Source organism: Sorlinia euscelidii (genome assembly GCF_036452135.1).
Lineage (GTDB): Bacteria > Pseudomonadota > Alphaproteobacteria > Acetobacterales > Acetobacteraceae > Sorlinia > Sorlinia euscelidii.
In genome coordinates this window covers 472,061-491,306 of the sequence record NZ_JAWJZZ010000001.1, presented here as the reverse complement: position 1 = coordinate 491,306, position 19,246 = coordinate 472,061, and the positions used below count along the sequence as shown (strand labels likewise).

Sequence of the window (19,246 nt, the reverse complement as noted above, 5' to 3'; positions counted from 1 at the left end):
GTTTTTTTTTTCGTTATGAAGGGGGACTGCGCGCATGGGGCCGCCCCACGTGATATCATGGATGAATGACGATGATTTTCTGGCCCATTTCCATGTCCGCCCGCCTTTATGCCTAAATTGCACAAAAATGGCATGATGAGATGCGAGTATGATGACATGCCCTATTAACGAATATTTGTCCAAAACATGAAACCGCGTCAGTCATCAATAGCGCGAAAATTTTTTCCATAAGCATTGACGGGGATTTCGCTTCGGTTTCTCATAAGGGCAACCAAGCTGACAGGAATTGGGGCGACGATGACGTTTCTTTTGGAAAAAATTCTCAAAGCGTTTATTCGGGCGGGCGCGCTGACGGTTATCCTACCGGACGGCACCGCCAGATCTTTTAAAGGCGCGGAGAACGGGCGCGCCGCCACGATACGCATCAATGCCGACTCCGCCCTTCGTGGCCTTCTGCTCAATTCCGAGTTGGCTTTTGGTGAAAGCTGGATGAATGGCGATATCGAAGCCGTTGATTGCAGCCTTGAAGATGTCCTGACGGTGTTGATGGATAATATGCGGTCCTCCAATCACCTCCTGAACCGTCTCGAAGCTTACGGGCGTTACATGACCCGCCGCGTGCGCCAACTTAACGGGCTTGTCCGCGCGCGGAAGAATATCGCGCAGCATTATGACCTGAACCGCGCCCTTTATGCGCTGTTTCTTGATGACGACATGCAATATTCCTGCGCTTATTTTGAGCGCGACGATATGACTCTGGAGGAAGCGCAGGCCGCAAAAAAGCGGCACATCGCCGCGAAATTGCGACTGGATCGCCCGGGTTTGCAGGTGCTGGATATCGGTTGCGGCTGGGGCGGCATGGCATTGACCCTGGCGAAGGATTATGGCGCCCATGTGACGGGCATCACCCTCTCACGGGAGCAGTTGGAGGTCTCACGGCAACGCGCGCAGGAGGCCGGGCTTGATAAGCAGGTGACGTTCGAGCTCCGCGATTATCGCAAATCCCAGCAAACTTATGATCGCATCGTTTCGGTCGGCATGTTTGAGCATGTTGGGATCAATCATTACGACGCGTTTTTTCAAACCGTCGCGCGCAGCCTCAATCCTGACGGGGTAGCGCTTATCCATGCGATCGGGCGGTCGGATGGGCCGGGCTCAACCAATCCGTGGATCAATAAATATATTTTCCCCGGCGGCTATTCCCCGGCATTAAGTGAGGTGCTGCCCAGCGTGGAGCGGTCCGGCCTTTGGCTGACGGATTGTGAGATTTTGCGCCTTCATTACGCCAAGACACTTTCCGCCTGGCGGGAGCGCTTCAGAAAAAATCGCGATCAGATCCGCACACTTTACGATGAGCGTTTCTGTCGGATGTTTGAGTTTTATCTCACCGGTGCGGAGCTGGCTTTTCGTCTTCAAGGCCACATGAATTTCCAGTTGCAACTGACGAAAGATATCAACGCCGTGCCTCTGACCAGAGATTACATGATACAGGATGCGCGTCGGCCGAAGGAAAAATAAGCGGGAGCATGGTATGCAAAGGCCGGGGGCAGCGACCGCGTCTTACGCCGACTTACCTTCGAAGCCGCTTAATAAAGTGGCGAGTTGCGTAAACTCTGCGACGCTCAATGTCTCGGCCCTGCGCGAGGGGTCAATGCCGGCGCGGTCCAGAAGCGTCTCACCATGGAGGGTTTTCAGCGCGCTGCGCAACATTTTGCGCCTTTGGCCGAAGGCGGCGGCGGTCACTCGCCCCATAGCACGGAATAATGCCGCTGGAGGCTGCTCGGCATGGGGTCGGATATCCACCACGGCTGAATCGATTTTGGGTGGGGGCGTGAAGGCACCGGCGGGCACATGCATGACGATGCTGCACGACGCGCAGAACTGGGCCAACACGCTCAGCCGCCCATAAGCGGCCGACCCGGGTTGCGCGCAGATGCGGTCCGCCACCTCCCGTTGAAACATTAGCGTCATACGACGCCACATCGCTGCCTGTGCCAGCCAGTTGACCAGAAGCCTGGTGCCAACATTATAAGGCAGGTTTGCGACGAGCTGCCTCGGCGCGGTCCCGAATGCGGTCATGTCCTGCTTCAGCGCATCCGCCTGGATGATGTGCAGGCGATCCGGGTCGTGCGCCTTGAGATCTTCAAGGATCGGGATGGCGCGTGGGTCAATCTCCACAGCGAAAATCTGAGCGGCTTCCGTCTGAAGCAGCGCGCGCGTCAAGCCGCCGGGGCCTGGCCCGACTTCAACCACCGTCACACCGTCGAGCTGGCCCGCCAACTGCGCGATGCGCGCGACAATGGACGGGTCGAGAAGAAAATGCTGCCCCAGGCTTTTCCGGGGGGAGAGACCGTGCTGCTCCATCGCCTGGCGCAGCGGCGGGAAAGTCGCAGCGTTCGTCACGGACGGTTCAGACCTCACAAAAGCCGAGATTACTGCGCGGATGCATGGGCGTTAGGGCGCAATTTGATGACAGAACGGCGTTCCAGATCGCGCTCAAGCTGACGGGAGGCTTGTTCAACGCGTTCATTCAACAGATTATCCGCGATTTCGCTGGGTGACTGCTGCGCAACGTTTTTTTGCTCACGGGCGCAAACCATAATCAGCGCAATCCCATCCGGGGAGACAAGCGGTTTGCTGGGGACACCGATACCGAGATGACTGATGACGGATTTCATCTGATCGTTCATGCGGTCAAGGACAAGGCTGGACCCATTCCCCGGGTCAGAGGGGCGCTTCTCCCCCAGAGACTTATTGAGCTGCTCCATGGCGCCGCAGCCTCGTACGCGTTTGACAGCGGCTGTGGCCCTGTCAAGTGCCTGTTTCTGCTGTTCCGTCGGGTTCCGCGGGTTTAATGCTGAGGTGAAAGGGAAGAAAGCCTGACGCAACGTCACCAGATTTGCCAGCTGATGCCCGACCGTGCGCCTTGCATGGACGGTCACGATATCATACCCGCCCGCCACCTGAATGGGGTTGGAGATCGCGCCGATCGGCATGGCGCGCACAATGGCGACGACAGGCGGGTCAAGACTATCTTCCTGGACCCACCCGAGAGCGCCCCCATCCAAAGCCGTCTGCGCGCGGGAGAACTGGGCCGCGACAATCGGGAAGGGCGCGCCTTTCCGAAGTTCCGATATGATCGTTTTGGTAAATTCAAGTTCCGGCTCCGGGTGGCGCGGGTCAGCGACCGGGACGAAAATCTCACTGACATTATATTGCGGGCGGCCTTCCTCGGCTTTAAGCGCCGCTTCACGCTGCTCAATTTCCCGTGCGGTAATGCGTGCCCGCCCACCTACTTCCTGACGTAAAATCGTCATCCAACCAAGCTGGACGCGGATCTGGTCGATCAGCGTTGAGAGGGAGACGCCATCATTGCGCAGGCGGCTGCGCAGCGCGTCGGTCGGCATCCCGTTGCGGGCTTCAATATTGCGGATGGTGTCGGCGATCTGCTGCGGCGGGATGTTGATGTGCCGTTTCAGCAGTTCCTGCGTTTTGATGCGTTCATCCACCAATTGCCGGATGATCTGGGGACGCAGGCGCTTCATCAGTTCGGGGCTGATCGATAATCCGGTTGAGAGGGCAAAGAGGCGGCCGCGATTTTCAACGTCACGTTCGGTCAGAACCTGGCCATTGATGGTGCCGATGATCTGCGCTTCCGGGGGGAGGGCGGCGTCAGGCTTTTTTACGGCGTGATGCTTGGCCGCGGTGTGCCGGCCATGCGCGGCGTCAGCAGGTGTGCCATGGCCGAGGCTCAGCAGACTGGCCGCGATCAAACTGTAAGACATGCCCCTCAGGGAGCGACGACGGAAATTATAGAGTGTGAAGGTCACGTTCAATATCAGCCATTTATCCCGAAGGTTCCGATGGTTTTCAGAGTGAAGTTGAAGAGCACCGTTGTATTGCGTTGCTGCCCTCCAATGAAAGTATATTGTTTGATAAACATAACGTCCAAGCCAAAGCAATCATTGGCGTAACCGACATCGCCGCCGATGCTGACGAACTCTTTGCGTGATAACGAGCGACGCCCGTAAACGGATGCGTGATAATGACCATAATCGCCACTGACCCCGGCGGTAATTTCACTGATGGGGGTGGAGTAGGCGCGTGAGACCTGGTTGAAGCGGTAATTCTGTTGATAGAGGTAATAAGGTGTGATGGGCTCATAAATATAGCCCGCATTGACATGGAAGTGATTGACCCCCGTATTCACCAGAGCCTCACCGTAATCGAAAGGCTTTCCGTAAGGGTTGTAACGACCACGCACCGTCAGATCGACAAAGCGGTTGGGGCTCAGCCGGATGCGGCCGACCGGGCTCGATAAGTGATGCCCCAGCCCATCGTAAGGTGAGCGATAAGGGTCAATCGATCTCTGAATGCTCTCCCCGACGAGGAAATCGATCACGTGCCCGCGCCATGTCCAGTTGCCATGCAGCCCGATATTGCCGCGCACGCCACTATCGAGTCGATCTGTACCGTTATAACGGTTGAGGGAAAAGAGCGTGCTGTCCGTAAACTCATATTGGAAGCTATCCTCATTCGGGATGAGGCTGGTGGGCTTATAGAACCGCGTCGGGGAAGCGATGATCTGCGCAATCGGCTCGATAATCTGCACCCCGGCGCCATGTGCGAAACTGCGCATGAAAGGCCAGCTGACTTTCAGCGCTGCGGTGGGGAGAAACTGGCCTGACGTGTGCGTGCCGCCGATCGGTGCGTAGAGGGGCTGCTGACGGTAATGGCTGGCCTGATACCCTGCCGCATCGAGACGCAATGTAAACAGCCATTCCTGTCCGAGCGCGTTATGGAAAGGCCGATCCCAGTTGAGGCGGATCTGCGCCCGATCGGTGTTGACACCTTCAGGGCGGTAAACGACGAAATCCGTCGTATTCAGCGAGAAGACACCCCCGAGCGGATCACGCTGCGCCTGAAAGCCATAGCTGAAACGTGGCAGAACAAAAGGCAATTGCGAGTTCTGAATGACGCCCTGATTCAGCCCTTGATAAAGCTGCGCATCCAGCCGCGCCCAGGACCCAACGCCAAACCCTTCGACAAACCCGTCAGAAGCAAGCACTTCGTTACCGTAACCGGTGATGCGGTAATCGCGCATATAATTTGCCGAAGAGGCAACATTGACATTGGCCCCGGCGCGCCAATTGCGGTTGATGACGAAATCGACCTTGCCGCGCGCATAACCCTGTATGCCCGTGGTGCTTGTGCTTTCCGTCCGATTATCGAGGAAGTTCAGGAAAGACGTGTTGTGACGCGTGGCGTCAGCAACGCCACCCGTGAAGCGGATCTTCCCGAAGCGGAGATTATTCCGATATTGCGCGCTTATCTGCGGGCCGGTGCGCGTGGAGACGAGGGCCTGGACCGTCATATCCTGTGAATCATTAATGACCCAGTAATAAGGGATGGTGGCGTACGTGCCGAGATAGCGGTCATGCGGGCTGATGCCGGGCATGAGGAAGCCGCTTTGCCGTTTCACCGTCGGGTCCGTCATTGAAAATAACGGGAAATAAAAGACAGGCACCCCGAAAAACTGAAGGTAAGCGTGGGAGAATTCTATCCTTTTATGCTCCGAATCCTGTTTGGCGTCATAAGCCCGGATTTGCCAGAAAGGCGGTTTATCGGGATTTTTCTCACAGGTTTTGCACGCCGTATAAATGACCTTGCTGAGATCGTTGATCCGGCTCTCCGTCCGTCTCATCCCATTCGCGGCGATTTTGGCGTTATCCTGCATGCGGATGTAAATGCCGCGCGCAATGGCATTATGCATACCATTGCTCAATTCCAGCGTATTGGTAAAAATCGTGCTGTTGTCAGGCTCGATCATGGCGATGTGGCCCATCGCGCGCATAATGCCGGAATTGCGGTCATAAACGATCTTATCGGCGCGCATAGCCTGATCACCCTGCCAGATCTGCACATTGCCGGACCAGGTGGCGACGCCATCTTTCGTGTAGGATTCGTGATCAGCGAGGTAAGTGACAGGCTCACTTGAGGAGGAGGTTTTGCCGATATTGACTTTCGGCCCCGGCTCCCGACGCATCCCGCCTGCTTTGGCGCTGTCATGTGTTGTCAGCCCGACGCCGCCCAACAGGGCCACAGCGGCGAGATTCCGCCGCCGGTGCCCGTTTCTGCGCCGCTTACCCGCCATTAACCATCCTCCAAATGTAGCAATAGCGCCACAGCGAGACACAAACCGGCAATCGTCGGCGCCCACGCGGCAAGAAGTGGCGGCAGCGCCCCCGATTCGCCAAACTGGGCCGCGATCTTGGAAACGCTGAACAAGGCAAACCCGGCCGCGACGCCGGAGCCCAGCATCCGCGCGACACCGCCGCGCCGCGTCGGGCGCATTGAAAACCCGGCAGAGACGAGGGCCATCGTCCCACAAAGTATCGGCAACGCCAAGAGCGTCTGAAAATGTAATCTGTGACGGATCGTTGAAAATCCGGAAGCCTGAAGCAGCCGGATAAACCGGGGGAGCGCCCAGATCGACAGCGTGTCAGGCGAAGCGAAACTCTGCTCAACCCGGCCCAGTGTCAGGCTGGTCTGGATTTTTGTGTTGCCAATCTGATCCGGCAGATGGTTCGGCCGCACCATCGATACGCCTTCAAGTTCCCAGAAACCTTCATTAAGACGGCCGGAACGGGCGGTAAGGCGCTCGATCAGGTGGTCTCGATCATTCAGACGAAAAATCGAGACCGTCCCGAGGCGCAGTGACACGCCTTCCCGGTGGACATTCTCAGCATGGATGATGGCGACGCCCTTATCTGGTTCCGCCTCTCGTAGCCATAGGTTGGTGCCATTGAATGTCAGGGGGCCGCCGCCGGTCTGAAGATAAGTCTGGTCCAGAAGTTCAGCCTGGCGGAACATGAAGGATGAGAGGGGTGAAATCGCAGTCGTCCCCAGCCCGCCGATCAGCAGGGCCGAGGCAAGGGGCGCCGTCAGAAATTGCCAGGCGGAAATGCCCGCCGCCCGCGCGACGATCAATTCCGAGGAACGTGTCAGCCGCCAGAAACAGACAATTCCGCCCAGCAAAATCCCGAAAGGCATGATGAGTATCATGAAATAGGGGATGTGCAGCCCCGCAATCTCAAAAACGAGGGTGGTGGGCACGTCGGGTTTCGTGGAGACACGCCGCAGCAGGTCAATGAAATCGAAAAGTGAGACCAGCCCGGTCAGGGCCAGGACCATGGCGATGACGACCCAGGTGAAGGAGCGCCCGACATAAAGGGCAAGCGTGACGGAGACACCGACGCGGTGCGGGGAAGGGGGTGAAGCTGCCGCCATGTCAGGAGAGACGGGGCCGCAGACGCTGCCGGAGTTCAGGCCCGAATAACAGCCCGGCGCATAGTGCGGCGGGCAGCCCGGCGACGAGCCACATCAGAGGGACAAGCTGCAAATTCCGGCTCGTCAGATTTTGCAGCAGCAGGTTGAGCGCGATCAACGCCACGACTGACAGGATCGCGATGAAGGGCCGTTTAATATTTCCGTGACGGGAAAAGGCACCGCTCAGGACGGTGAAAAGCGCGACCATCCCGTAAGAAAGCGCGGTCAGGGGGGATGTCAGGCGCTTCCAGGCTTCGACCGCGAATTTTCCGCGGTCCCGGGGGCTGACACTGGCATTTTCAGGGTTCAATAATTCGGAGATCGACATTTCCCCCGCATCACGGGGTTGCCGCGCCGGATGATTTTTGGAGGTGAGGTCAATGAGATTCCGCTTAAAGGTCAAGACATCCAGCCTTCCATTATGCTTGTCGATTTCCTGTCGCGAGCCGTTATAAAGCACAACATGTGGCACATCGTCGACGACGATCATGGAGCCATATTCCGCCAGAATGGTGGCATGGCTTTGCGGCAGGCGGTCATCTTCGACAAAAATGCCCCTCAACTGGCCATTACGGTCCTTACTGCGCACATAGACGGTCATATCCTTTGAAAGCGGCGTAAAAACGCCTTCCTGGATAAGGTAGGCAGCAAGGCGATTCCGTATTTCAAACTGATATTTTTTGAAGGAATGGTAGGATGTCGGGACAATCCAAAGATTGAGCAGATAGCAAAGCACAGTCGCAATGGTGGCGCAGATCACGCCGGGCCGGGCCATCTGGGAAGCAGAGAGCCCCGCCGCCTGCATCACGGTGGTTTCCCGGTCACTCGTCATGCGTTGATAACCGAAGAGAATGACGAGGAACGTGGTGATAGGCAGGATGACAGCGAGGAATGACGGAATCATCAGGCCGGTCAACTCAAGGAAAACACGCAATGAAAGTCCGCGATCCACGACGAGGGAGACGAAGCGCAGAGACTGCATGAGCCAGATCAAAGCGATCGCGCCTGTCGTGATGCCCGTTAACCCTAGCGCCAGTTGCTTGAGGACGTAGCGATCAAGCAGCGTCGTCGGGAAGAGGCGCTGGAAAAGGGTTGGCGACGCGGACATAGTTTTCTCATACCTGCTCCCAAGCCAAGCTCAAAGGGGCAAAGCAGATCCTGAACGTTATTTTGCATTGCCGCTTTTGCGGGCGCGTATTGCCGCCCGAAGGGACGGGGGCCGTCGCACGTCACCTTTCATGATGAGAGGCGGGGTGCTGCGAGCGGGGAAGGGGCTGATGGCGTATTGACATACTGTGCAGGACACGTGGCCCTGCATGGCGATGTTGCGTGGGGCGGGTTCAACCGGGCCGGTCGACGGCACGGCGCCCTAAAGCCGGGTCATCCGTAAAGAAGCCGTCCAGCCCCATATCAAGATAGCGCCTGACCTCGGTGATCATGGCCGCCGGATTACGGGCCTCCGGCGCGGCGCCATTGCGCAATTCTCGGGGAAGAAAAAGATTCTCCGGTCGAGCCGTATAAGAATGCACGAGAAGTCCCGCCTCATGCGCATCGGCGATCAATGATGTCGGCCTGCCCCACGACCCATCTTTTCTGCGTGGGATGAGGTCGGCATTGGAAGGGCCGATAACGTTGGCAAAGCGGCTTACTTTCCGCAGGCCCGCGGGCGTCATGAAGGCGCCGAAATTCGGGGCATGCCGATTTCCCATCAGGTCAGGCGGTATCTCATCCGGCGCCCCCATCAGAAACATCACGCGGGCCTGCGGGTTGATGGCGCGCAATTTGCCGCCGATGGCTTTAAGATTGCTGGTTTCAAAGGATTGAAGTTCAAGCGGGGCGTGGCGCGTATATTGATGGGCGGCGATGGTTTCAAGAAAGATCGTTTCAGGGTCAAGGCCGAGACGATGGAAATGCGTCGAATTCTTGATCTCCGGGATCAGCCCAAATGTCTTCCCGCGCGCCGCGGATTCGGCAGCGACAAAATCAATCACCTCTTCAAAGGTGGGTATATCAAATTGCCCGTCATAGCGCGTATTATGCGGACGGATCTGCGGCAGGCGTTCCTTTGCGCGGAGAGTCTTGATTTCCTTGAGGGTGAAATCTGTGGTGAACCAGCCTGTCTCCGTTACGCCGTCAATGACGAGACTGCGCTTGCGTGCGGCGAATTCGGGTCGCGCAGCGACATCAGTCGTGTCGGTAATATTACTTTCATGGCGCACAACGAGCACGCCATCTTTGGTCATGACAAGGTCAGGTTCGATATAGTCGGCGCCATCTTCCATCGCTTTCGCGTAAGACGCCAATGTATGCTCCGGCCGCAAGGCGGATGCCCCACGATGCGCGAAAACCAATGGGCGTGGGGCGAGGGCGGGCGTGGCGAAAGCCGGTGCACACATCCCGGCAATGCCGAGGAGAAGGGCATGACGACGTGTCAGCATTTTATTATTCCTTACCAGAGAGCGCTGAGTGTCAGAAAATACATGCGCGGGGCGATGGGATAGGCGGTAAACTGACGGGAAACCTGATCGACATTGACCGTCGACCATCCCCGCGTGCCCGTCAGGTTGGTGATGTTGCCCTGGACGCGCAGTGACGACACATGCGGGATGCCCCGAAGGGTGTAACCGGCATTCATGCTGAACTGCGTATTTGGCGCGGCCCAGAGATCATTCATGTAGGTCGTATAACGTTTGCCCATGACATCACCGATCAGTTGGCCGTAAAAACGGCCCCAATTTGTGGTGACCACAAATTTCTCGGTCCAGTCCGGCTGCCCTGCGACGTTGCGTCCCGCGATGCGGATCGTGGAATGGCCGGACGTGTAATCGTCATTATACACTGATTTATTGTAAGAGAGACCATTATAGATGGAGAAATGCTGTCCAAGTTGCGCGGTGAAGGAAAAATCCGTCCCGTTGGTCGAGACGGAGCCAACATTCGCCAGTGTCGTCGCAGCACCGATGATGGAGGATAGGCTCCGGGTTGAGGCGATGGCCACCAAGCGGTTTGAGAAATGCACGTGATAATATTCAAGCTGCGCGGAGATATCCGTCAAAGGGCCGGTATGCAGGCGATGATGGGTGCGCAGGCCGGTCTCGTAGGTCCATGAGGTTTCGACCTTGCCATTCTGACGAAAATTTTCGAAGGCGGCCTGGCTCGTTGATCCCCAGGGCGTGGCATTACCATAACCTGCCGCCTGAAAAGCACGCATATTCTCCTGAATATTTGCAAAGAGTTGCTCATGTGGCGTGATATTCCACAGCGCGCCGAAAGAGGGGAGGAAGGGTTTGACCGCCGCAATCCGGCCCCCAGGCACAGTGATGGATGTTGCCGGGGAAAGTGAGCCCGGCCGGGCCGCGACAGGTAACGTCCCTTTCGTATAGACCAGTTCAGATTTAAACCCCGCCAGAAGAGTCAATTGATCTGAGACTTTCCAGCGATCCTGAAGGTGGGTCATCCAGCTATTTGTACAGAAATAATTTGTGTATTGATGGATCAGCGCATTTTGCTGACGCACATAAGGTGATGTCGGGTTGTCGGCCTGAAGCGGATACCAGCGCCGCGCCTGCGTATTATGATTTCGCTCATACCATCCCCCTAATTCGATAGCATGACGACCGAGATGGTAGCGCAAGGTCGACATCACGCCGCCACGATTATCCCAATATTCCGTTGTTCGCGTGGCGTAACCGGACCCGCCAAACACATTGCTGAGTTGATTGGCACTCTGATCCGGGAAATACGCACTGAATAATGTCGGCAGACCGGCGGCACTGATCGGGCCTGCGACGACACCTTCGCCAAGATTATGATGGTAATAAAAGCTGTTGTCCCAATGCAGGTGGCGGCTGAAGTCATGCTGCCATTTAAAATAGGTCAGGAAATCCTGCCGTTGCGCGGCGGAGTAATAATTGCGGTAATTCAGACCAGCCTGCCGGTAGGCGGGCGTGTTAAGATAGGATTTCGCAGAATTGAAATCCGGGTAGGTGAAAGGCCGCACATACGTGCCGTAACCGCTCGGGAGCACGATCCCATCCTCATTCGGCTCAATCTTGTCAGACCAGTCGAAGAAATAGGTGAATCGGTCGAGCTGGCCCTTATGCACAAATTTCAGATTGACCTGATGGCCCCCCTGATGTCCGGCAAAATCCCAGGCGCGGGCATCCTGGCGCGCCCAGGCAATATAAGCCGCATTTCCATGCCCGAATGCGCCGGTATCCAACCGCGCATAAGTGCGGAATGTTGAGAAACTGCCGAAACTCTGGTCGAGTTGGGCGCCATGATGTGTTTTCGGGTCAAGCGACGTGAAAAGCAGCGTGCCGCCAAGATTGGAAGTTGACGCCGTGCCAAGCGCGCCGGCGCCGGTGGCGACGGTCGCGCTTTTCACATTCTCACTGATGATGGCGCGTTGCGGGGACAGGCCATTAAAATTTCCGTACGCCTGATCACCCAGGGGGATGCCATCCATCGTATAGCCAAGTTGGTTCTTATTGAAGCCGTGGACGAAGAGCGCGGCATTCTGCTCATAATTTCCCCAGGGGTCGGCATTCGTGAAGACCACGCCTGGCAGGATCTGCAGCGCCTTGAGAGGGCTGATCCCGGGCAGAATGCGCTGTGCCTGCGTATGGCCAATCGTCTGCTCGGAGCGCACGCGACGCGCGGTTGCGACGATCTGTTCCGGCGCGGCAGGCGCAGTGACGGATCCTATCTTCTTCGTCGCGTGAGGTCTGGCGGGGTGTTGCCATGAGTCGGGTCGAAGTTTTTTACCAGCGGCATCGGCGCTTTCATACATCAGGGCGAGAGGTGAACAGAAAAGGGGCAAGGTGAGGACGCGGTGCCGCTTGCGAGGCTTCATCTCCGGAAATTCCTTTAGGAGGTCGTGAACGCCCCTCAACTTATTCAGCGTCGACGTGACGGTGTGTGAAGCTTTGATGAAATGAAATTCATGATTTTGGGATGAGTACGTCGCCCGTCCGCGGGAAGCCGGGACGGTCGGGTTTATGGATGAGAATCTGGATAGGGTCGTACAAAGTAAAACTCATCGCGACGCCGCATTATCAGTGACGAAGCTGGGAGGGCGCTGTACCTACTCAGCTTTATGTTGCGCACGAGATCCTGAGACATCAACATGTTGTTGTGAAGGTTATTTGCACAATGTAAAATTCACATGGCGTTAAATACCACAATCATCTGTTGTGAACGCCTCGACAGTATTGTAAAAAAACCTGAATCAGAATTTTGCGAATTTTCTATCTTGCTGCGTCGAAGGAAGAGAGGAAGTTCCGAGCAAATGCAAAGATGTGATATATCTAAGGAATGAGACGCGCATGACGGCGATCAAAAAAGCGAAATTCCCAGAGCACATTGGAATTAACTTTTATTCCGATCCAGAAGTCTTCACCTTTGCCGACGCCATCTATGTATGCGGTTACAATCATTTCGACAATCTCATGGGGGTCTTCACGCGGGAGGGATATCTCATCCCGCAGGCTGCTTTCCATCATCAATCTCCATCAATTCCTAAAGGTCATCCGAACTGGACCGACCCGGCAATCGCGGCTTCCTACCCTGCCATTGATGCGGCTGTTTTTGCAGGTCATGTCCATGATCAATACGGTCACTTCATCACTGAATTCATATCCCGCCTCTGGGCCATCAAAGAAGTAAGAACCAATGAAAAAATCCTCGTGCGATGCGCCCGGGGCCTCGATGAGGTTTTCACGTTCAAATGGGCGATTGAGCTTTTCGACCTTCTAGGACTTACGAAAGATGACTTTATCTGTCCCGATCATCCCATTCGGATCCGTAAACTGATTGTCCCTGCGCCGGCCTTTACTGAACAAGGCTATTGCTACAGGCGCATGGCGGAATATTGTCACACAATTGGGGATCGGGCCATGGAGCGCCTTGATGAGCAAAAGCTTCTCAAAGACAAGGATATTTACGTTTCCCGGTCACAATTGATCTGCGGAACTGTTAAAATTGACAATGAAATCGAGCTGGAACGTCACCTGAGGGATTTGGATTTTGAGATCATTTACCCGGAACAACTCTCCATAAACGAGCAGATTTCGCTGTTCAGGAACAATAATATCGTCGTCGGTCCGGTCGGCTCAGCTCTCCATACGTCGATTTTCACCCCAGCGCCCTGCGGCATTGCTTTGAATGTAAAAAGTGCCGTCGATAGCAATTTTCTGATGATGGATGGCGTTAATGAGGCCCAGATTGACTACATTCAGTCAGACAATATCGTCGAGGCTGAAGAAAAAGACGTCAATTACTATGAAACAAAGACAATCAGAGACGTCGAAAGTTTTGCGCAAACCATTTCTGACTCGGTTAGAGAAAAAAGGAATAATTTCTACATCCCTAATATGGGACGTTTCCCACTCTCATCCCATGTGGATGTGAAATTTTATGACCTTTTAACTCATGAAGGCGCCATCGTAAAATTGGATCCTAGAACGGGATATCTTTCATCATTGGATGACCGGTTTTTCAAAAACCTTGTCCTTGCCACATTTATCGACGGCGATCGAGAGAGAGCTTTCCTCGTTTCCGGCGAGGAGAAAATGGTCAATATCGTCATCCACGACACTTCCCTAACCGGTTTGGCAATACCTGTCGATATAATTGAGAATGAAGGCGGAACCTACGCCTTTTTCATGCCGGAAAACCAACGTTATCTCCAAGCTATACCGATTTCTCAGGGCGGTTGGGTGCAAAACAAAGCTTTGAAAATTCTCGAATGGGAAAGATTTAATCTCAAAGAAAAAACGGCCTTTTCACCAAAGCCAGGGTCAGAAATCGCCCGGCTTTTGAGTGTGATGGCCGGGCTGATGCTGCCTGACAAGCCTTTTCATCTCGATTTTTACCTCAATCAAATCCCGGAAGTTGTCTCCCATATCGTCAATGTCAAAAACAAAATGGAATATTTGCGGGGCGATGACACATTGATTGTCAACCACGCGAGGACGGCGCGTGAAGTTGAGACGGCTCTCCCCTGACATCGAGGGGATCCTCCCATGCGCGTCGTTCTATTCCATCCGGGCATGATGAGGGCCACGCCTTTTCAGGTGCCTGACTCAAAAACGGCCTGAGCAGCTTCATCCGGCCTGACAGACGTGAAGCACGACCCGAATTTCAATGCGGAAACGCGTTGTTGATCAAGCTTCTGTCATCGACCCGAAGTTCTTCGCCACCGGTCACCGTCGAAACGTATCTGTGCCACATAGAATCCGACCAGGGCTCCGAGGGCCGCGCATGGAAACACCCATGAGACGCGATCAAGAATTACCAGGCTGTAAAAAAGACCTGCCGCCACGCCAATCCCAATCGCGATAAGACTTTCCCAATATGTCGGGCCGAAGATGCGTCGACTGCGGCAATGCGGACAGATCTCCGCTGATTGCCGGATCTCCTCATGGCAGACAGGGCAGAGGAAAACGCGGGCCTCCACAACATTATTTTGAGCGCGCGGCCTGAAGCGGTTTTTGAAGAGGACGGCACCACGGTTTTTCCCGCTGGTTTCAGAGCGCGTCATGGTGTGGGCTGCGTGTCATGCTCGCCCTGGGCGATGCGTTTCTGCACTTCCAGGCGCCAGGGCGCATCTTTCGGGGCGGCATCCAAGGCGCGCTCATATAGATGCAAGCTTTGCTCATTGATGCGATTATCCAATTGCGACTGCAGGTCAGCAACATGAATGGCGAGAAGCGGTGTAAACTGAACTCTGAGTGCCGCACGATACAGGGCCAAAGCCTCCAGCGGTCGGTTCTGCTTTTCACGCACGGCGGCCAGAAGAAGGTGCAGTTTGACGTAAGCAGGGTCATCCGGTTGAATGATTGCCACTTGCTTTTCAAGCCGCGTGATGACGGGGCGCAGCTGCGGGTCAATCTCGTTTTGAGGGTTTGAAGCTGATTGTGGGCCGTAACCTGGCTCGCCTTTATATAAATACAGAGCAGTGCCGAAGGTGGGGAGGAGGAGGGTGATCGCGGCGATCACCCGCCAGGAGACGGGACGGGACGGCGCATGCGCCGTAAAGTCGGCGCGCAAGAGACGCCGCGCGATTTCCATTTGCATATCCCTGGCCTCGACGTCATTGAGGTGTCGTGCGCGTTTCTCCTCCTCAAGGGCGTCCAGTTGCGCGGCATAAAATGCCCGTTCTGAGTCCGCGGCGGCGGGGACCGCTTCAAGTCCTCGGCGTTTCAGCAATCCCACAATCAAGGGTGAGATGCACAAAAGCGTCAGGATGATGTAAAGCGCAATCGTCATGTGCCGGCCTTGCCTCCGCCATCATCAGTTGGTGCGCGGCTTTGCAGCAGGATTTCCAGGCGGGCGCGTTCTTCATCCGTCAGAGGCGCTGTTTCCTCACGATGGCGGAAGGTGCGGCGGGCGAGGAGAAGTCCCGAGGCAAGGGCTATGAGAGGCGTTAACCAAAGGAGCGCCGTAGCTGCGGTCAGGCGCGGCTTCAGGCGCACGAAATCCCCGTAGCGGCTTGTCATCCAGGCCATGATGTCGTCCCGACTTTTCCCCTGCGCTACTTGCTGACGCACGACACGACGCAGGTCACGCGCTAAAGAGGCAGAGCTGTCCTCGATCGACTCATTCTGGCAGACAAGGCATCGCAACTCCGCGTCTATCCTTTCAGCCATCTTTTCCTGCGCGGGGTTGGGTAGGAGTTCACGCGGATCATCGACCGCGAAAGCCGGGGAGAGCGTGATCATGAGGAGGCCGATTAACCGGAGACATCGCGTCATGGCGCAGCTTTCAGTAAAGGGCGTATCACCTTTCTGATTGTTTCGGCCGTGATGGGCGCGGGATCATGCCAGACGATGCGCCCATCGGGCATGACCAGAAAACTCTCCGGCACACCATTGATCCCCATCTGGATACCGAAATTCCCATCCACATCCTGTGCTGTCATTTCGTAAGGCTTGTTATTACGCAGTACAAGGGCGCGGGCATTTCCAGGCCGGTCTTTATAGGCAATGCCCCAGATTGTAACCTCATGACTCAAGCTCTGAAGTTCAGGCAGTTCCGTGATGCAGGGGATGCACCAGGAGGCGAAGAAATTAATCAGGACGGGTTTGGACCGTGTCGCCAAAATGGCGTGGCTCAGATGGGGTTCGTCCGGCATCAGTCCCGGAAGGTTGAATTCGGGCATCCGCCTTTTCGTCGCGGGCGTCTCAATCGCGCGCGGGTCAAAGCGCCCCTCACGCATGCCCGATAGCATCGCCCAGAACCCGCCACCCACTGCGACAGCGATCAGGATGGGGAGCGACAAGACAAGACGCCGTTTTTGAACGGGCGTCATATCGTCACCGCTGCATCACCGTTCAAACGCCGTCGGGGCGCGCCGAGCCTGCGGCGTCGATCACAAAGAGACAGCGCACCGCCCGTCGCCATGACCAACCCACCCAGCCAGATCCACGGCGCAAGGGGGTTGACGTGCAGGCGCAATATAAAATGCATCTGCCCATCTTTTTCCCGCCGCGCATCACCCAAAACGCAGTAAAGATCCTGAAGCATATTTGTATGAATGGCCACATCCGTCACCATTTGTCGCTGACGCGCAAAGACGTGCCGGGCCGGATGAAGCACCGTCACAACATGCCCGTGACGTGTGACGACGACATCCGCAATCAATGCATCAAAATTCTTCTCTTTCCGCTGATGAATATTGCCGAGCGTCCATTCATAGCCGTTAAAAGCAACATGCGCGCCCTCCGCCATTTCCGTGATTTTCTGCTGTGATTGCGACATGCCGGTAATGCCGAGCACCGTGATGGCGACACCGATATGCGCCAAAGCCGTGCCCCAGCTGGAGAGGGGGAGGTGGCGCAGGCGCTGCCATCGACCCGGCCAGGATGTACCGAGCGCCACGCGACTTCCGATATCGGTGAGGCTGCCGAGAATCAGCCACACGGCAAATATCGCACAGATCGTCGGCAGGAGGCCGGTTATGACGCACGATGCCAGCACGGCACTGAGGATGAGCGGCACAAACGTCCAGCGTAATCGCCTGAAAATGGGGCGAAGCCAGCCGCGCTTCCAGGAGAGGAGCGGCCCGGTCACCATCACGGCCATGAGGGGAAGCATCAAAGGAATCGTGGTCGCGTCAAAAAACGGTTTGCCGACGGATAACGTCCTGCCTGTAAGGATTTGCATAAAAGGCGGGTACATCGTCCCGACAAGGACAATGGCGCAGATGGTGCAGAGCAGGATATTGTTCAGGATCAACGCTCCCTCCCGCGAAACTGGCATGAAATGCCCCTCATCCACGAGATTTGGGGCGCGCCAGGCAAATAGGGCGAGGGCGGTGCCAATAACGAGGGCCAGGAGGAGAAGGATAAACACCCCCCGCGCCGGGTCATTGGCAAAGGCATGGACGGAGTTGAGAATGCCTGAGCGGACGAGGAACGTTCCGGAAAGTGAAAATGAAAATGTCGCAATGGCGAGGAGGATCGTCCAGACTTTCAACGCCTCACGTTTCTCAACCACAATGGCGGAATGGACCAGCGCTGTTCCGGCCAGCCATGGAATGAGCGAGGCATTTTCGACCGGGTCCCAGAACCAGTATCCGCCCCAGCCCAAAACGTAATAAGACCACCAGGAGCCCATGGCGATGCCGCAGGTCAGGAAGCACCAGGCCCCCAGCGCCCAGGGCCGCACCCATCGCCCCCAGGCCGCATCAACGCGCCCACCGAGCAGCGCCGCGACCGCAAAGGCAAAAGGCACGGCAAACCCGACATAACCGGCATAGAGAACAGGCGGATGGAAAGCGAGACCGGGATCTTGCAAAAGCGGATTCATCCCGAACCCGTCTAATGGTGGCGTGGTGTTAACGCGGTCAAACGGGTTGGATGTCGTCACACAGAAAAGCAGAAAGCCGGTCGAGACGCCGCCCAATATGGCGATGACGCGGGATTTGAGACGGCGCGGCAAATGACGCCCGAAGGCAATGACGGACATGCCGCAAAAGGCCAATATAAGCGCCCAGAGGAGAATAGACCCCTCATGATTGCCCCAGACTCCGGTGATTTTATAAAGGAGCGGTTTATCACGCGCCGAATTCTCAACGATATTGCGGACTGAGAAATCATCTGTGACGGCGCTAAATATCAGAGCCAGAAAAGCAAGCAGGAGGGCGACGAGTTGCGCCGTTGCGAGAAGCGAGGTGAAACGCATCAGGCGCGCATCGCTGCGCCCTGCACCCCAGAGACCTGTAATGCATTGCAGGAAGGCTGCGATACAGGCAAGCGCCAGACTATAATGCCCGGCCTCAGCGCTAAAGCTGAGACGATGCAGAAAATCAGTGAGATGCATGTTCAGCCTGTGCAATCGACTTTCGGGCCTGGGATTTTGTCATCATGTCCCATTCTTCCGCACGCGGTGGTTTACCGAAGCGCGGGTCCCATTTGCCGCTTTTGCGCAGGGCTTCGGCGACTTCCTTCGACATGTAGGTTTCATCATGTTTCGCGAGGACTTCAGAGGCTTGGAGGGTCTTATCCGCCGTCATCACGCCCATGGCGATGACGCTCTGCCCCTCACGGAACAGGTCAGGCAGAACGCCGCGATAAGTAACCGTGACGGCTTTCTGCCCATCTGTCACGTCAAACTGATTTTCCGGCGTGGCGTCCGGCCCCACATTCCGCTTGAGACTGCCTGCGACCACCATGCCCCCCAGGCGGATGGATTGGTCAGGCCGAGGCGGGTGCTCAAGTGCCTGAGATGGCGCCATGAAGAATACGATGCTGGATGAGAAAGCCCGCAGCACGAGTGCCGAGGCCGCGGCGAGGCAGATCAGGCAAAGCAGCATGATCCAGAGGCGATGGGACTTACGGGCATATCGACGCCGCTGACGGGGCGTCCGCCCTTGATACGGGGCATTATGTTCAGACATAGCGGCGCTCCAGCC

15 protein-coding genes are annotated in these 19,246 nt (G+C 56.2%); 2 read left to right on the top strand and 13 right to left on the bottom strand.

The annotated features are described in order from the left end of the window. Positions 1 to 297: 297 nt before the first annotated feature. The gene (locus CGLAMM_RS02270) at positions 298 to 1,518 is read left to right on the top strand and encodes a class I SAM-dependent methyltransferase (RefSeq protein WP_394819507.1); all 1,221 of its coding nucleotides are present in this window, start codon (positions 298 to 300) and stop codon (positions 1,516 to 1,518) included. Positions 1,519 to 1,560: 42 nt separating this feature from the next. On the opposite strand, the gene rsmA is transcribed toward CGLAMM_RS02270, so the two are convergent. The 7 genes from rsmA to CGLAMM_RS02235 form a co-directional block, all read right to left on the bottom strand. After that, positions 1,561 to 2,364, bottom strand: a complete 804-nt coding sequence (gene rsmA, locus CGLAMM_RS02265; protein ID WP_394819733.1) for a 16S rRNA (adenine(1518)-N(6)/adenine(1519)-N(6))-dimethyltransferase RsmA — start codon at positions 2,362 to 2,364, stop codon at positions 1,561 to 1,563. Positions 2,365 to 2,432: 68 nt separating this feature from the next. Next, positions 2,433 to 3,785 (bottom strand): peptidylprolyl isomerase, encoded by a 1,353-nt coding sequence (locus CGLAMM_RS02260; RefSeq protein ID WP_394819734.1) that lies wholly within the window; start codon positions 3,783 to 3,785, stop codon positions 2,433 to 2,435. A 53-nt stretch (positions 3,786 to 3,838) separates the two neighbouring features. Further along, complete coding sequence (locus tag CGLAMM_RS02255; protein ID WP_394819508.1) at positions 3,839 to 6,154, bottom strand: LPS-assembly protein LptD; 2,316 nt, start codon at positions 6,152 to 6,154, stop codon at positions 3,839 to 3,841. Continuing rightward, a complete protein-coding gene (gene lptG, locus CGLAMM_RS02250) occupies positions 6,154 to 7,290 on the bottom strand; it encodes an LPS export ABC transporter permease LptG (protein ID WP_394819509.1) in 1,137 nt (378 codons plus the stop codon). The genes CGLAMM_RS02255 and lptG overlap by 1 nt, the downstream gene beginning before the upstream one ends. Before the next feature lies 1 nt (position 7,291). Continuing rightward, positions 7,292 to 8,437, bottom strand: coding sequence for an LPS export ABC transporter permease LptF (lptF, locus tag CGLAMM_RS02245; protein WP_418115294.1), 1,146 nt, complete (start codon positions 8,435 to 8,437; stop codon positions 7,292 to 7,294). Between the two features lie 232 nt (positions 8,438 to 8,669). Further along, complete coding sequence (locus CGLAMM_RS02240; RefSeq protein WP_394819511.1) at positions 8,670 to 9,767, bottom strand: glycerophosphodiester phosphodiesterase family protein; 1,098 nt, start codon at positions 9,765 to 9,767, stop codon at positions 8,670 to 8,672. A gap of 11 nt (positions 9,768 to 9,778) precedes the next feature. After that, a complete protein-coding gene (locus CGLAMM_RS02235; RefSeq protein ID WP_394819512.1) occupies positions 9,779 to 12,184 on the bottom strand; it encodes a TonB-dependent receptor in 2,406 nt (801 codons plus the stop codon). Positions 12,185 to 12,656: 472 nt separating this feature from the next. On the opposite strand from CGLAMM_RS02235, the gene CGLAMM_RS02230 reads away from it, so the two are divergent. Further along, a complete protein-coding gene (locus tag CGLAMM_RS02230) occupies positions 12,657 to 14,336 on the top strand; it encodes a glycosyltransferase family 61 protein (RefSeq protein WP_394819513.1) in 1,680 nt (559 codons plus the stop codon). Positions 14,337 to 14,506: 170 nt separating this feature from the next. On the opposite strand, the gene CGLAMM_RS02225 is transcribed toward CGLAMM_RS02230, so the two are convergent. The 6 genes from CGLAMM_RS02225 to ccmE are packed head-to-tail and all read right to left on the bottom strand — an operon-like array spanning position 14,507 to position 19,231. After that, on the bottom strand, positions 14,507 to 14,872 hold the full coding sequence (locus CGLAMM_RS02225; protein WP_394819514.1) for a hypothetical protein: 366 nt from the start codon (positions 14,870 to 14,872) through the stop codon (positions 14,507 to 14,509). Continuing rightward, the gene (gene ccmI, locus CGLAMM_RS02220) at positions 14,869 to 15,600 is read right to left on the bottom strand and encodes a c-type cytochrome biogenesis protein CcmI (RefSeq protein WP_394819515.1); all 732 of its coding nucleotides are present in this window, start codon (positions 15,598 to 15,600) and stop codon (positions 14,869 to 14,871) included. Before ccmI ends, CGLAMM_RS02225 begins: the two co-directional genes overlap by 4 nt. Next, the gene (locus tag CGLAMM_RS02215; RefSeq protein ID WP_394819516.1) at positions 15,597 to 16,085 is read right to left on the bottom strand and encodes a cytochrome c-type biogenesis protein; all 489 of its coding nucleotides are present in this window, start codon (positions 16,083 to 16,085) and stop codon (positions 15,597 to 15,599) included. Before CGLAMM_RS02215 ends, ccmI begins: the two co-directional genes overlap by 4 nt. Next, positions 16,082 to 16,642 (bottom strand): redoxin domain-containing protein, encoded by a 561-nt coding sequence (locus tag CGLAMM_RS02210; RefSeq protein ID WP_418115293.1) that lies wholly within the window; start codon positions 16,640 to 16,642, stop codon positions 16,082 to 16,084. Before CGLAMM_RS02210 ends, CGLAMM_RS02215 begins: the two co-directional genes overlap by 4 nt. After that, a complete protein-coding gene (locus tag CGLAMM_RS02205; RefSeq protein WP_394819518.1) occupies positions 16,639 to 18,654 on the bottom strand; it encodes a heme lyase CcmF/NrfE family subunit in 2,016 nt (671 codons plus the stop codon). The genes CGLAMM_RS02210 and CGLAMM_RS02205 overlap by 4 nt, the downstream gene beginning before the upstream one ends. After that, the gene (ccmE, locus tag CGLAMM_RS02200; protein WP_394819519.1) at positions 18,641 to 19,231 is read right to left on the bottom strand and encodes a cytochrome c maturation protein CcmE; all 591 of its coding nucleotides are present in this window, start codon (positions 19,229 to 19,231) and stop codon (positions 18,641 to 18,643) included. Before ccmE ends, CGLAMM_RS02205 begins: the two co-directional genes overlap by 14 nt. Positions 19,232 to 19,246 lie beyond the last annotated feature (15 nt).

Coding starts and splice junctions, on each gene's coding strand:
- CGLAMM_RS02225 (WP_394819514.1), bottom strand. CDS start 14,872: ATGACGCGCTCTGAAACCAGCGGGAAAAACCGTGGTGCCGTCCTCTTC.
- CGLAMM_RS02255 (WP_394819508.1), bottom strand. CDS start 6,154: ATGGCGGGTAAGCGGCGCAGAAACGGGCACCGGCGGCGGAATCTCGCC.
- CGLAMM_RS02270 (WP_394819507.1), top strand. CDS start 298: ATGACGTTTCTTTTGGAAAAAATTCTCAAAGCGTTTATTCGGGCGGGC.
- CGLAMM_RS02230 (WP_394819513.1), top strand. CDS start 12,657: ATGACGGCGATCAAAAAAGCGAAATTCCCAGAGCACATTGGAATTAAC.
- CGLAMM_RS02235 (WP_394819512.1), bottom strand. CDS start 12,184: ATGAAGCCTCGCAAGCGGCACCGCGTCCTCACCTTGCCCCTTTTCTGT.
- ccmI (WP_394819515.1), bottom strand. CDS start 15,600: ATGACGATTGCGCTTTACATCATCCTGACGCTTTTGTGCATCTCACCC.
- CGLAMM_RS02240 (WP_394819511.1), bottom strand. CDS start 9,767: ATGCTGACACGTCGTCATGCCCTTCTCCTCGGCATTGCCGGGATGTGT.
- CGLAMM_RS02205 (WP_394819518.1), bottom strand. CDS start 18,654: ATGCATCTCACTGATTTTCTGCATCGTCTCAGCTTTAGCGCTGAGGCC.
- ccmE (WP_394819519.1), bottom strand. CDS start 19,231: ATGTCTGAACATAATGCCCCGTATCAAGGGCGGACGCCCCGTCAGCGG.
- lptG (WP_394819509.1), bottom strand. CDS start 7,290: ATGGCGGCAGCTTCACCCCCTTCCCCGCACCGCGTCGGTGTCTCCGTC.
- CGLAMM_RS02210 (WP_418115293.1), bottom strand. CDS start 16,642: ATGACGCCCGTTCAAAAACGGCGTCTTGTCTTGTCGCTCCCCATCCTG.
- rsmA (WP_394819733.1), bottom strand. CDS start 2,364: ATGGAGCAGCACGGTCTCTCCCCCCGGAAAAGCCTGGGGCAGCATTTT.
- CGLAMM_RS02215 (WP_394819516.1), bottom strand. CDS start 16,085: ATGACGCGATGTCTCCGGTTAATCGGCCTCCTCATGATCACGCTCTCC.
- lptF (WP_418115294.1), bottom strand. CDS start 8,437: ATGTCCGCGTCGCCAACCCTTTTCCAGCGCCTCTTCCCGACGACGCTG.
- CGLAMM_RS02260 (WP_394819734.1), bottom strand. CDS start 3,785: ATGTCTTACAGTTTGATCGCGGCCAGTCTGCTGAGCCTCGGCCATGGC.